Source organism: Telluria antibiotica (assembly GCF_011682055.1).
GTDB classification, from domain to species: domain Bacteria; phylum Pseudomonadota; class Gammaproteobacteria; order Burkholderiales; family Burkholderiaceae_D; genus Telluria; species Telluria antibiotica.
Map to the genome: position 1 here is coordinate 1 of NZ_JAAQOM010000019.1, position 13,981 is coordinate 13,981.

8 protein-coding genes and 1 pseudogene are annotated in these 13,981 nt (G+C 70.7%); 7 read left to right on the top strand and 2 right to left on the bottom strand.

Annotated elements, in window-relative coordinates; all coding sequences use genetic code 11:
- From HAV22_RS25550 to HAV22_RS25585, 7 genes and pseudogenes are all read left to right on the top strand, one after another.
- Positions 1-878: pseudogene (locus tag HAV22_RS25550) on the top strand (DNA polymerase III subunit gamma/tau); the annotation flags it as partial.
- Positions 879-941: 63 nt separating this feature from the next.
- Positions 942-1,268, top strand: coding sequence for a YbaB/EbfC family nucleoid-associated protein (locus tag HAV22_RS25555; protein ID WP_166863175.1), 327 nt, complete (start codon positions 942-944; stop codon positions 1,266-1,268).
- Positions 1,269-1,277: 9 nt separating this feature from the next.
- Entirely contained in the window at positions 1,278-1,568 is a 291-nt protein-coding gene (locus HAV22_RS25560) for a YciI family protein (RefSeq protein WP_166863177.1), read from the top strand.
- Positions 1,569-1,588: 20 nt separating this feature from the next.
- Positions 1,589-2,179, top strand: a complete 591-nt coding sequence (recR, locus tag HAV22_RS25565) for a recombination mediator RecR (RefSeq protein WP_166863179.1) — start codon at positions 1,589-1,591, stop codon at positions 2,177-2,179.
- 230 nt (positions 2,180-2,409) lie between these two features.
- Entirely contained in the window at positions 2,410-3,573 is a 1,164-nt protein-coding gene (locus tag HAV22_RS25570) for a glycosyltransferase (RefSeq protein ID WP_166863181.1), read from the top strand.
- Entirely contained in the window at positions 3,542-4,999 is a 1,458-nt protein-coding gene (locus HAV22_RS31380) for a polysaccharide deacetylase family protein (protein WP_229421419.1), read from the top strand. The genes HAV22_RS25570 and HAV22_RS31380 overlap by 32 nt, the downstream gene beginning before the upstream one ends.
- A gap of 434 nt (positions 5,000-5,433) precedes the next feature.
- A complete protein-coding gene (locus HAV22_RS25585; protein ID WP_166863183.1) occupies positions 5,434-7,836 on the top strand; it encodes a penicillin acylase family protein in 2,403 nt (800 codons plus the stop codon).
- 893 nt (positions 7,837-8,729) lie between these two features.
- Here HAV22_RS25585 and HAV22_RS25590 read toward each other — a convergent pair.
- Both HAV22_RS25590 and HAV22_RS25595 read right to left on the bottom strand, forming a co-directional pair.
- Positions 8,730-10,868, bottom strand: a complete 2,139-nt coding sequence (locus tag HAV22_RS25590) for a putative bifunctional diguanylate cyclase/phosphodiesterase (RefSeq protein ID WP_166863185.1) — start codon at positions 10,866-10,868, stop codon at positions 8,730-8,732.
- A 1-nt stretch (position 10,869) separates the two neighbouring features.
- Positions 10,870-13,704: a hybrid sensor histidine kinase/response regulator gene (locus HAV22_RS25595; protein WP_166863187.1), complete on the bottom strand. Its 2,835-nt coding sequence runs from the start codon at positions 13,702-13,704 to the stop codon at positions 10,870-10,872.
- Between the last annotated feature and the right edge of the window lie 277 nt (positions 13,705-13,981).

Below are 13,981 nucleotides of genomic sequence, written 5' to 3' on the forward strand. Positions count from 1 at the left end.
CGGCGCGCGCCGGTTCCCGCATGGGTGGCGTGCCGCGCCGTCCGGCGCCGTCGGGCGATGCGCCTGCCGCCCGGTCGCCTGCCGCAGGTTCGCCTGCCGCAGGTTCGCCGGCCGCCGGTTCGCCGGCCGCCGGTTCGCCGGCCGCCGCGGCACCATCCGCGTCCGTCGCGCCGGCCGGAGGTTCGCCTGCAGGCGTGACCGCCGCCCCTGCGCCCACGGCGCCGTGGGGCGCCCCGTCGCAGGCCACGGCCCAGCCGCAGCCGGCGATGGCGCGCCAGTCTCCCGCGCCGCAGGCCGTGCAGGGCCAGCCGGCCCATGACGAGGCCGCGGCCGACGACGGCCCGCCGGCCTGGGTCACCGAATTTTCCGACGACACGGCCGTCGCGATGGATGCGCCCGCCGTCGCGGCGCCGTCCGCACCTGCGCGCGTGGCCGCCCCGTCCGCGCCGGCGTATGCGTACGTCATCACGCCCGTCCCGGCGATCGACTGGGACGGCAACTGGCCCGCATTGGCGGCGTCGCTGCCGCTGCGCGGCGTGGCCCAGCAACTGGCGTTCCAGACCGAACTGGTCGAGTGCGTGGCCGACGGCGCCGCGGCGACGTTCCGCCTGCGCGTCCCCGTGGACACCTTGCGCGCCAGCGGTAACAGCGAAAAACTGTGTGCCGCGCTGCAGGAACGCTTCCCGGCCGTGCGCGTAAACGTCGAGACGGAAATCGCGCCGACCTGGTACACGGCCAACGCCGAAGCGCGGGCAAGGCGCGAGCGGCTGCAGCGCGAGGCCGAGGCGGCCGTCGATGCCGATCCGTTCGTGCAGGACATGGCGCGCACGTTCGACGCGTTCGTCGTGCCCGGGTCCGTCCGTCCGATCGCGACCTGATCCCGAATCGCACCGTCAAACCGTATAAACGATTTACTCATCCGACTCATTGGAGAACACATCATGATGAAAAACCAGCTCGCAGGCCTGATGAAGCAGGCGCAAGCCATGCAGGACAATATGAAGAAAGCGCAGGACCAGCTGGCCCAGATCGAGGTCGAAGGCCAGTCGGGCGCGGGCCTCGTGAAGGTCGTCATGACGTGCAAGAACGACGTCAAGCGCGTGTCGATCGACCCGTCGCTGCTCGGTGACGACCGCGACATGCTGGAAGACCTCGTGGCCGCCGCGTTCAACGACGCCGTGCGCAAGGCCGAGGCCACCGCCGCCGAAAAGATGAGCGGACTGACGGCCGGCCTGCCGCTGCCGCCGGGTTTCAAGATGCCGTTCTGACCCCGGTTCATGTTTATCGTTACGTTGACCTACACGGCGCCGCTCGAGCGCATCGATGCCTACCTGCCGGCGCATCGCGCCTGGCTGGAAGAGCAATATGCGCGCGGGCTCATGCTGATGTCCGGGCGCAAGGAGCCGCGCGACGGCGGCATCCTCATCGCGCACGCCGCGAACCGCGCCGAGCTCGACGCCGCGCTGCGCGACGACCCGTTCGCGCAGGCCGGCCTCGCCACCTATGCGGTGACGGAATTCGTGCCCACCATGACCGCCGAGGCGCTGTCGGCCTGGCGCGCACAGTAAGCCAGTCCGGCGGAGATCCCATGTCCAAATCGCTCGACTTTCTCACCGAGGCCTTGCGCCGCCTGCCGGGTGTCGGACCGAAGTCGGCGCAGCGCATGGCCTTCCACCTGCTGCAGCACGACCGCGAAGGCGCGGCCATGCTGTCGCGCGCGCTGTACCAGGCCGTCGACGCCGTGCATCACTGCGCGATGTGCAACACGTTCTCGGAAACGGAAGTGTGCGACCTGTGCGCGGACGAGGAACGCGACCGCACGCTGCTGTGCGTCGTCGAGACGCCGGCCGACCAGATGATGATCGAGCAGACCCTGACGTACAAGGGCTTGTACTTCGTGCTGATGGGCCGGCTGTCGCCGCTGGACGGCATCGGCCCGAAGGACCTGCACCTGGAAAAGCTGGTCGGCCGCGCGGCCGACGGCAACGTCAAGGAAGTGGTGCTCGCCACCAATTTCACCAACGAGGGCGAAGCGACCGCCCACTACATCAGCGAGATGCTGAAGGCGCGCGGGCTGAAGGTCAGCCGCCTCGCGCGCGGCGTCCCCGTCGGGGGCGAACTCGAGTATGTGGACGCGGGCACCATCGCGCGCGCCATGCTCGACAGGCGAAGTGCATAATGGGCCTCCCCAAAAGGGAGCACGGCCCTCGTCGCCCGGCAATGACTGAACGTTACCGGCGCTGAGCCTCCGGTCCGCGCCTGCGCGGCCGCGGTGGACCGGCCGGACGTTCCGCCGCGCATGCGTCGCGGCACCGGCTCCCGGCAGCGGGCGCTGTCCGCTTGACAGTGCGCAAACCTGGCGCACCGGCCGCGCTGCTATCGTGGGGATACTTTGACCGGATCCCAAGCATGCACCTCGTCGACATCACGATGTTTTACGCGGCCGAAGGAGGCGGCGTCAGCACCTATCTGAACGCCAAGGCGCACTGGCTGGCGCGGCGCAGTCGCGTGCAGCACACGATCTTGAGCTCCAACGTGGAGACGTGCGGCAACGCCGTCCCCGCGCTCGTCAAGATCCCGTCGGCCGTCGTGCCGGGCTTCCACGGCTTTCGCATGCCGCTGTCCGTCGAAGGTCCGGCGCGGCTGTTGAAAGCCGTCCGGCCCGACGTCGTCGAGGCGGGCGACGCCGGGCATTGCGCGTGGGCGGCGCTGCGCATGCGCAAGCGCTACGACATCCCCGCCGTCGCCTTCTATCACTCCGACCTGCCGGGCCTCGTGCGGCCGCGCTTCGGCCGCTGGATCGCGCGCGGCACGTGCCGCTACCTTGCGAACCTGTACCGCCAGTTCGACCTCGTGCTGGCGCCCAGCCGCATCATGGTCGACCATCTGGACGCGATCGGCGTGCCCGGCGCCGTGCACCAGCCGCTCGGCATCGACAGCAGCGTGTTCCGGCCGCAGCGCCGCGACGCGACCTTGCGCGGACACCTGGGCCTCGCGCCGGAAACGCGCCTGCTCGTGTACGCGGGCCGCTTCACGCCGGAAAAGAAGCTGCACGTGCTCATCGACGCCGTGCGCCTGCTGGGCGCCCCCTACCACCTGGTCCTCGTGGGCGGTGGCGATGCGCTGCCGTTCTGCGACCGCGTGACGCACATCCCGTTCCAGCACGACCAGCGCCAGCTGGCCCGCCTGCTGGCCAGCTGCGACGTGCTCGTCCACCCCGGCGACCGCGAGACGTTCGGGCTGATCGTGCTCGAGGCGATGGCATGCGGCCTGCCCGTCGTCGCCACGAACAAGGGTGGCGTGGCCGAGCTGGTCGACGCGGAGACGGGCATCCTGGCCGAGCCGAACGACGTCGCCAGCCTGGCCGGTGCGATCGAGGCGATCTACCAGCGCGACCTGGCGCGCATGGGCCTGGCGGCCCGGCGCAGGGCGGTCGAGCGCTACGACTGGAACGAAATCCTGCCGCAGGTTGTGGGCCGCTACGAGGCCTTGGTGGGCGGTCATCCGTATGTGGAGCAGGATGTCATCGATGAGGTGATGCATGAAAGAGAGCGCTTCCGTGTCGCAGACTGACCACCCGGCCGCCCCGCAGATGCTGTGCATCTCGATCCACGACGTGGCCCCCGCCACGTGGACGGATTGCCTGCGCCTCGTGGAGGCCGTGCGCGCCGTGGCCGACGTACCGCTGACGTGGCTCGTCGTGCCGCACTATCACTTCCGCCCGGAACGGTCGCCGGGCATGGAAGCGTGCCTGAGCGTGGCGCTGGAACGCGGCGACGAGCTGGCGCTGCACGGCTACAGCCATCTCGACACGGAAGCGGCCGGCGGCGGCCTGCGCTCCCGTTTCCTGCGCAATGTGTACACGCGGCGCGAGGGGGAATTTGCTGCGCTGACGGAGGCGGAAGCGCGGCGCCGGCTGGAACTCGGCCTCGACTGGTTCGCTGCACGCGGCTGGACGCCGACCGGGTTCGTGCCGCCGGCCTGGCTGCTGGGCGAGGGCGCCTGGCGCGCGCTGCGCGCTGCGCCGTTCGACTACACGACGACGTTCAGCCATTTCCACTGCCTGCCGCGCGCGTACGATGCGCGCGCGGACGCGACGCCTGCGCTGCGGCCGGCCGATCGATCCGCACGCACGCAGGCGCGCCACGGTGCCGGCGATACGCGAGACCATCGCGGCGGCCAGGGCGCGAGCGTCCAGTCCAGGGGCGGGAGCATGCAATATGGCGGGGGAAATTACTCCGGGCAGGGCGGTGCGAACAGGCAGTTTGATGCAGGCAATTGGACGGGGACGGCAGAGCTCGGCGGGCCGGAAAGCGCCGGCTGGCATGAATTCGATCGACGCGCCATCGATCGGACGGACATCGATCGGACAGAGATCGATGGGACAAATATCGATCGGCACGGCGGCAGCCGGCATGACGCGCGCAGCCGCGACGCTGCGCCCGGGCGCCACGACCTGATGACGCCGCGGGAACCGCAGCAGCCGCAGCAGCAGGCGCAGCAGCAACCGCAGCAGGCGCAGCAGCCGCAGCAGCAGGCGCAGCAGCAACCGCAACAGGCGCAGCAACCGTCGGTGCTGCTCGACCCGCAAGGCACGCAAGCACTCGACGAAGCGCGCCGCCCCTTCACGCAGAACAACCGCCGCGGCACGCACGCGATTCTGTCGCCGTCGCTCGTGTACGCGGCGCGCAACCGCAGCGGGCGCATCCTGTCGCGACGCGTGGCCGACGCCACGGCGGCCATGCTGGCGCAGTCGCCGCTCGTGCGCTTCAGCCTGCATCCGCCCGACGCCCGCTACCCGGAGCTGGTGCGGCACATCCAGCATGTGCTGGAGCGCCTGCTGGAACGGCGCGAGGCCGTGACGAAGGCCGAGTTTGCGCGCCGCCTCGCGCGCGGCTTCATCAATCCGGACCCCACCAGCCGCCCCGCCAATAGCCAGGACCCCAGCCGTAGTAGCCCGGCGGCGGCCCGTAGTGCTGAAGGTCGTACTTCGTGCTGAGACCGATCACGCAGCTGCGCCACGCGTCCGACTGTGCCGCATAGCCGAGGCGGGCGCAGGCGGGGCCATAGATCATCATCATCCGGTCGACGTCGGCCTGTGTCTGTGCCGCGCGGTCCTGCGGCGTGGTGCAACCACTCAGCGCCAGCGCCAGCGCTACTGCCAGCGCGCCCGCCGAGGCCGCTGCCAAGCCCCGCCGCGACGCTGCCTGCGCCACCGACCGGGCGACCATCCCGGTGAGCTTGCAAACCATCGGCCCTCCCGTTTCCAATGCGCGCGTCCTGCGCGCCTGTGGACAGCCTAGAGGATGGCCCGCACGCGCTATCGAACCCGGTCAATGGTGGGCAGGGAACCAACGCGGGTAACGACGGTCACGTACTCGCCCCACGCGGGGATTTCTGGCAAGATGCGCTTTTTTTCCAAGGATGAGCGGCATGGTACGACGTGGATGGCGCAAGTGGGGGCTGCGGGTGGCGGCCGGGATCGTCGTGCTGCTTCTGCTCGTCGCGGGCGGTGCCTGGGCCGTGCTGCGTGCCAGCCTGCCCGAGCTCGATGGCCAGCGCCGGTCGCCGCTGCTGTCGACGTCCGTGACCGTGGCGCGCGACGCGAACGGCGTGCCGACGATCACGGGCACCAGCCGGCTCGACGTCGCGTACGCCACGGGTTTCGTGCACGGCCAGGACCGCTTCTTCCAGATGGACCTGCTGCGCCGCAGCGCCGCAGGCGAACTGGCCGAGCTGTTCGGCGCGAAGGCGCTGCCGCTCGACCGCGCGCATCGGGTGCACCGCTTCCGCGCCCGCGCGGAACAGGTCCTGCAGCGCATGACCCCGGCCGAGCGCACCCTGCTGGACCGCTACGCGGCCGGCATCAACGACGGCGTGAACGCCCTGCATGCGCGGCCGTTCGAGTACCTGCTGAGCCGCAGCACGCCCCGTCCGTGGACGCCCGCCGATTCGCTGCTCGCGATGTGGGCCATGTATTTCGACCTGCAGGGCAACCAGGAACCGCGTGAACTGGCGCGCGGCTGGCTGGCCGCGCACACCGACCCGGCCCAGCTGGCGTTCCTGCTGCCGGAAGCGTCGCGCTGGGACACGCCGCTGGACGCGCCCGCCGTCGCGCTGGCGGTGGCGCCGATCCCGTCCACCGCGCCCGCGTGGTGGGGCCGCAAGGACGGCGTGCCGGCACGGCAGGTGGCGGGTGTCGCGTTCACGGACGCCGTCGGCAGCAACAACTACGCCATCGCCGGCACGCGCACGGCGCACGGCGGGGCCATCGTCTCGGACGACATGCACCTTGGCCTGCAACTGCCGAACACGTGGTACCGCGTCGCGCTGCAATTCGTGGATGCGCACGGCCAGCCGCGCCGCGTCGTCGGCGTGACGTTGCCGGGGACGCCGCCCGCGGTGATCGTCGGCAGCAACGGCCACGTGGCATGGGCCTTCACGAACAGCTATGCGGACACGCTCGACCTCGTCCGCCTGGGCACCGCGCCCGATCACCCCGGCCAGGTGCGCTTGCCGTCCGGCTGGGAAACGCCGGTGGCGCACACGGAGTCGGTGCTCGTGAAAGGCGAGCCGGCGCAGTCGCTGACCGTGCTGGAGACGAGCCTCGGGCCCATCCGCACGGTCGAGGGCACGATGTACGCCGTGCACTGGGTGGCGCACTCGCCCGAGTCGCTGAACCTGAACCACCTGAAGCTGGAAGCGTCGACGAACCTCGACGAGGCGCTGGCCGCCGCGGCGAGCGACGGCATCCCCGCGCAGAACGTCGTCCTCGGCGACGACCGCGGCGGCATCGCCTGGACCCTGTCCGGCGCGCTGCCGCGCCGGGTGCAGGGCGGCCTGGCCGTCTCGTTCCCCCTCGCCGCCGACGGCGCCGTGTCCACGTGGGACAGCCTGCTGGCGCCGGAACAGCATCCGCGCGTCGTGAACCCGCCCGGCGGCCAGCTGGTGACGGCGAACAGCCGCCAGCTGGCGGGCGATGCGGCGCAAACGATCGGCGACGGCGGCTTCGACCTGGGCGCGCGCGTCAACCAGCTGAGCGGCAACGTGCGCGGACTGGGCGACAAGACCGACGTGCCGGCCGCATTCCAGGCCTCGCTCGACGACCGCGCGCTGTTCATCGCGCAGTGGCGCGAGCGCGCGCTGGCGGCGCTGGATGCCGGCGCGCTCGCCAACCATCCGCAGCGGGCCGAGTTCCGCCGCCTGCTCGAGCGCAGCTGGGACGGACATGCCAGCACAACGTCCGTCGGTTACCGCCTGGCGCGCCAGTTCATGTGGTCGTTGCACGACATGCTGTTCGGCGGCGTCGATGCGGAACTCGCGACGCTGGATCCGAAAGCCGGCATCGTCGTCGCGACGGCGCGCTGGCCGGAGGTCATCGCACGCCTGCTGGACGCGCGGCCGGCCGCGTGGCTGCCGACCGGCTACGCCAGTTGGCAGGATCTGCAGCTGGCCGCCGTCGACCGCGCCATCGCCGACCTGACGGCGGACGGTACGCCGCTCGCGCAGGCGACCTGGGGCCAGCGCAACACGGCCGCCATCGCGCATCCGTTCACGATCGCCGTGCCGGCGCTGCGCCGCTGGCTCAGCGCCCCGCCGGACCAGTTGCCGGGCGACGGCAACATGCCGCGCGTTACGGGTCCGAAGTTCGGCCAGTCGGAACGCCTGACGGTGACGCCGGGCCGCGAGGAAGAGGGCTTGTTCGACATGCCGGGCGGGCAGAGCGGGCATCCGCTGTCGCCGTACTTCCTGAAGGGGCACGACGACTGGGTACGCGGCAAGCCGACGCCGCTGCTGCCGGGGGCGCCGGTGCACATGCTGACGTTCACGCGCTGACGGTCGTAGAGGGCACCCCCGTGCCCACGCGTGACGCTCGTGTCATGTTGGCGTTCGCGTGGGCACGGGGTGCCCACCCTACGTACCTACGGCGAACGTCCGCGCGGCACGCGGTGCCCGCGATCCCGGTAGGGTGGGCGGCCCCCGCCCGCGCGGACGTTCGCCAGCGCACACGTCACGCGCGGCACGCGGTGCCCGCGATCCCGGTAGGGTGGGCGGCCCCCGCCCGCGCGGACGTTCGCCAGCGCACACGTCACGCGTAGGCACGCGGTGCCCGCGATCCCGATAGGGTGGGCGGCCCCCGCCCACGCGGACGTTCGCCAGCGCACACGTCACGCGTGGGCACGCGGTGCCCGCGATCCCGGTAGGGTGGGCGGCCCCCGCCCGCGCGGACGTTCGCCAGCGCACACGTCACGCGTGGGCACGCGGTGCCCGCGATCCCGGTAGGGTGGGCGGCCCCCGCCCGCGCGGACGTTCGCCAGCGCACACGTCACGCGCGGCACGCGGTGCCCACGATCCCGGTAGGGTGGGCGGCCCCCGCCCGCGCGGACGTTCGCCAGCGCACACGTCACGCGTGGGCACGCGGTGCCCGCGATCCCGGTAGGATGGGCGCCCCCGCCCGCGCGGACGTTCGCCAGCGCACACGTCACGCGTGGGCACGCGGTGCCCGCGATCCCGGTAGGGTGGGCGGCCCCCGCCCGCGCGGACGTTCGCCATCGCACACGTCACGCGTGGGCACGCGGTGCCCGCGATCCTGGTAGGGTGGGCGGCCCCCGCCCGCGCGGACGTTCGCCAGCGCACACGTCACGCGTGGGCACGCGGTGCCCGCGATCCCGGTAGGGTGGGCGGCCCCCGCCCACGCGGACGTTCGCCATCCGCGCACGCCGACAGGTTCAGCGCGCGGGGGCCGGCACCCACAGCCGCTGCAGCATCGCGGTGACCGCCTCGGCCGGCGCGGGACGTCCGAGATAAAAGCCCTGCACGAGGTCGCAGCCGTATTCCTCCAGCAGCCCGAGCTGCTCGCCCGTCTCGACGCCTTCCGCGACCACGATCATCTTGAGGCCGTGCGCCATCGCGATGATGGCGCGCGTGATCGCGGCGTTCTCGGAATCCTGCGGCAGGCCGCTGATGAAGCTGCGGTCGATCTTCAGTGCGCGCACGTCGAAGCGCTTCAGGTAGTTCATCGACGAATAGCCGGTGCCGAAATCGTCGATCGACAAATACACGCCGATGCCGCGCAGCTGTTCCAGCGTGGCCAGCGTGGCCTTCGCGTCGTCCATCAGCGTGCCTTCCGTCAGCTCCAGTTCCAGCAGGCGCGGGTCGAGGCCCGTGTCGTGCAGCGCGGACAGTACGATCTGCGACAGGTTCTCGTCCTTGAACTGCTTGGCCGACAGGTTCACGGCCATGCGCACGGGCCGCCGCGTCAGCTTCTGCCAGTGGCGCGCCTGCGTGCACGCCGTGCGCAGCACCCATTCGCCGATCGGCACGATCAGGCCCGTCTCCTCGGCCAATGGGATGAATTCGTTCGGCGAGACGATGCCGCGCTCCGCGTGGCGCCAGCGCACGAGCGCCTCCACGCCGACGATCTCGGACGAGCGCACGTCGAGCTGCGGCTGGTACAGCAGGTACAGCTCGTTGTTCTGCAGCGCGCGGCGCAGACCCACTTCCAGCTTCACGTGGCTCATGATCTGCATCGTCAGCGACGACGAATAGAGCTTCGCGTTGTTCTTGCCGCAGGTCTTCGCGTGGTACATCGCGGTGTCGGCGAATTTCAGCAGCGACGTGCAGTCGTCGCCGTCCTCGGGGAACAGCGAGATGCCGATGCTCGCGGTGACGAAGATCTCGTTGCCCTCGATGAGAAAGGGACGGCGCATGGCGTCCTTCACGCGGTGCGCCACGTTGAGCGCGTGTTCGACGCGTTCGAGGTCGGGAATCAGGATCGTGAATTCGTCACCGCCCAGGCGCGCGAGGTTCGTGTCCGCGTCCGCGCGCGGGAGCAGGTCGCCGCGCGATAGTAAATCGTTCGGGCGGATCGTCTCGCGCAGGCGGTCCGAGACCTGCTTCAGCAACTGGTCGCCCACGTCGTGGCCCAGCGTGTCGTTGATCCGCTTGAACGCGTCGAGGTCCATGAACAGCACGGCGAACTTCTTGTTGCCGATCTTCGAGCGCTGCAGCTCGCGCTCCAGGGTCTCCAGGAACGCCTGGCGATTCGGGATGCCCGTCAGGCTGTCGCAGTACGCGAGGCGCCGGATCTGTTCTTCCGCGCGTTTTCGCTCGCTGATGTCGCGCACGAGGCCCAGCACTTCGTCCGGCCCGGTGGCGACGAGGCGCGCTTCGACGTGCTGCGGTTCGCCGAAGCGGATCAATTCGTATTCGATCGAGCGCACCTGGCGCACGCTGAGCGCCGTCGCCACCTGTTCGAGCAGGCGCTCGGCGATGTCGCGCGGCAGCACGTCCGCCACGTGGCGGCCGATGAGGGTCTCTTCGCCCGCCGCGTCGCGCGCGCCCCGTCCGAGGCCTTCGCACCCCGGTTCGTAATCGAGGTAGACGCCGTCGCGCGACATGCGGAAGAACGTGTCGGGAATGGCCGCGAGCACGGCGCGGTTCTGGGCGTCGGCGATGCGCAGGCGCACGATGGCGTCGGACGCGCGCAGCACGTACAGCACGCGGTGCCCGAGGATGGGCCAGTTGATCGGCTTCGACACGAAGTCGGTGGCGCCGGCCTCGTACGCGTTCGTGACGGCTTCCAGGTCGTCGCCGCCCGTGACCATCACGATGGGTACCGTCGCGCCGTTCGGCAGGTCGCGGATCGCGCGGCAGGCGGCAAAGCCGTCCATCTTCGGCATCTCGATGTCCAGCAGGATCAGGTCGGGCGTGCGCGCGTGCGCGAGGGCCACGGCTTGCGCGCCGTCCGCGGCTTCGATGCCATCGAGGCCGACGCTGTCCAGCATCTCGAGCATCAACAGGCGCATCACCGGGTCGTCGTCCGCGACCAACACAGTGCCGCGCTGGCGGGTGGAGTGGGCTGGCATGTCAGGTTTCCTTTTCGAGGAGGGCGGAGAGCGAATGCCGGACGGCCTGGAATTCGTGCTCCATGTCGGTCAGGATCGCATCGGCGCCTTCGGTGGTGTCGGCTCGGCCCAGGTGTTCCAGCGCCTTGCACATGGCGGCGAGGGCCTCGGCGCCCACGTTCGCGCTGGCCGATTTCAGCGTGTGCGCGATGCGCCGTACGTTGCCCGTGTCGAGGCCGTCGATGGCGTCCTGGAGCTGGCGCAGCTGCTGCGGCGCGTCGTCGACGTAGGCGGCGATGACCTTTTGCACGAGGGCGTCGCCGCGCTCGCGCGACAGTGCACGGATCTTGTCCAGCGCCGCGCGGTTGATCACGTCGCGCTGGATCACGTCGACGGATTCGCGCGGCAGCCGCGGCGGCGCGTCGTCGTGGTGCACGGTCGCGGCGAGCGGCAGCGCCATCCAGCGCCCGATCACGGCCGCCAGCTCCTGCTGGCTGAACGGCTTCGACAGGTAGTCGTCCATGCCGGCCGCGAGGCACGCTTCGCGGTCGCCCTGCAGCGCGTTCGCCGTGATGGCGATGATCGGCAGCACGCGGCCGCGGCCCGCCTCGCGTTCGTCGCGCCGGATCGCGGCCGTCGCGGCGAAGCCGTCCATCACGGGCATCTGGCAATCCATCAGCACGGCGTCGTACGTGGTGTTCCGGACCGCCTGCAGCGCATCCTGTCCGTTGCGGGCGCAATCGACTTGCAGGTCGAGGCTTTCCAGCATGGCGCGCGCCACTTCGATGTTGACGGGATTGTCCTCGGCCAGCAGAACGCGCCGCGTGCGCGGGCGGTGGGCGTCCAGCTGCAGGGGCCGCGGCGGCAGGAAGCGCGGCGCCGGCGCCACCTTGCCGCGCGGCGGCGTCGCGAGGCAGGCGAACAGGTCGGCCGCGCGCGCCGGTTTGATCAGCTGGTACGCGACGCCCGCCTCGCGCCGCTGCACGGGATCGGCGGCCAGGCGTTCGGGGCTCAGCAGGACAAGCCGCGTCGCGCGCGTGGCGGCGCCGGACTTGATCTGCGCGGCCAGCAGCAGGCCGCTCGTGTGCGCCAGTTCCATGTCGAGGATCGCGGCGTCGTACGGTTCACCGGCGCGCGCCGCCTCGTCCAGGCGGGCCAGCGCTTCGTCCGCGCTGTCCGCCGCGTCGCACGCGATGCGCCACGTGGCCAGGTGGCGTTCGAGGCCCACGCGGCTCGTTTCGCTTTCGTCGACGAGGAGCACGCGCAGGCCGTCGATCGTGTGCTGGTGGTCGCCCGGCGCGTCGGGGTCGACGCGGCGCTTGTCGAAGGCCACCGTGAACCAGAATACGGAGCCCTGCGTGGGCGCATTCTCCACGCCGATCGCGCCGCCCATCAGTTCCACGAGTTGTTTCGAGATCGCGAGCCCCAGGCCCGTGCCGCCGTACTTCCGCGTCGTCGAATCGTCGGCCTGCGAGAACGCTTCGAAGATGCGGCTGCGGGCTTCCCGCGAGATGCCGATGCCCGTGTCGTGCACTTCGAAGCGCAGCATGACGGCCTGGTTGTCCTCGCTCGCGACGCGCACCCTGGCGAGGATGCGGCCGTGGTCCGTGAACTTGAGGGCGTTGCCGAGCAGGTTCGCCATGATCTGGCGCAGGCGGTTCGGGTCGCCGCAGATGGCGACGGGAATGTCGTTCGCGATGTCGAAGTGCAGCAGGATGTTCTTCGCCTCGGCCTGCGGCGTGTAGACCGTGTGGATGTCGTCCAGCAGGTCCCACAGGTTGAAATTGATGTACTCGACGGTGAGCTTGCCGGCCTCGATCTTGGAAAAGTCGAGGATGTCGTTGATGATCACCAGCAGGTGCTCGCCCGACTGTTTTACCAGGCGCGTGTAGTTGCGCTGGGTCTCGGTGAGTTCCGTCCCCAGCAGCATCTCCGTCATGCCGAGCACGCCGTTCATCGGGGTGCGGATCTCGTGGCTCATCGTGGCGAGGAACGCGCTTTTCGCGCGGCTGGCCGCCTCGGCCGCGTTCTTCGCCTTTTCCAGCTGCTCCGTGCGCACGCTGACTTGCCGTTCCAGTTCGTCGCGGTGGTGGGTGAGCGCGGCGCCGCGGCCTTCGACCTGCGCCAGCATGTTGTTGAAGCTGTCGATCAGCACGCCCAGTTCGTCGCTGCGGTTGTGGGCGATGCGCAGAGTGTAGTTCTGGCTGGCCGATACCTTCTGCGCCGCGTTGATCAGCTTGCCGATCGGATCGCCGATGCTGCGCCGCAGCCGTCGCGCCAGCACGAACGCCGTCGCCAGCGCGGCGCCCAGTGCGGCCGCCATCACGCCCAGCGCGCGCGCGATGTCCAGCCACACGGGCACGAGGTCGCTCTCGATCATCACGGCGCCCACGGGCGGCAGCGCGTGGCCGTCCGCATCCGCCGGCGTGCCCAGCATGCGGTAGACGCGCAGCAGCGGCAGCCACGGCAGGCTGCCCGTGCGCGCGGCGGCGTCGAGGGTGGCGGGGGCGAGGCCGTCCAGCGCCTCGTCCTGGCCCACGGCGCGGCCGTCGGCATGCCAGGCGGCGAACGGACGGCCCTGCGCGTCGTACAGGACGGCGCAGGCGATGCCGGGACGCGCCGCCAGCGCCGCCAGCAGCTGCGTGCCCAGGCGGCGGTCGTTGAACTGCACGGCGTCGAGCGCGCCTTGTGCCACCACGGCCGCGAGCGCGTCCAGTTCCTGCCGCTCCGCGCGGCGCTGGCCGGTCACGGTCGCGACGGCGAAGGCGACGTAGACGACGAGCAGCGCGCTGGCCGCGGCCTGCAGGCACATCGACGTCAGTTTGCGGTTGAGGCTTGAGCGCTCGAGATTCAGCATGGGTAGACGAAGACTGCGATCGGCGCTGCGAACGAACCCGTGGGCACAGGCTCACCATGCAAGAAAGCAAATACTTGCAGGAACTGACTATAGGGGAGGGCCATGGCGCGCCGTTTGTGCTGGCGCAAAGTGGCGGGGAAGGCAAGGGCGGGAAGCGGGAGAGAGCGACGAAGTGCGCCGCTCAGGAAACGAGTCTTGTCGTCAGGAACGTAGGGTGGGCTCCCCGAGCCCACCAGGCGCATGCGTCTCGGTAACGCATGGTGGGCACGGAGTGCCC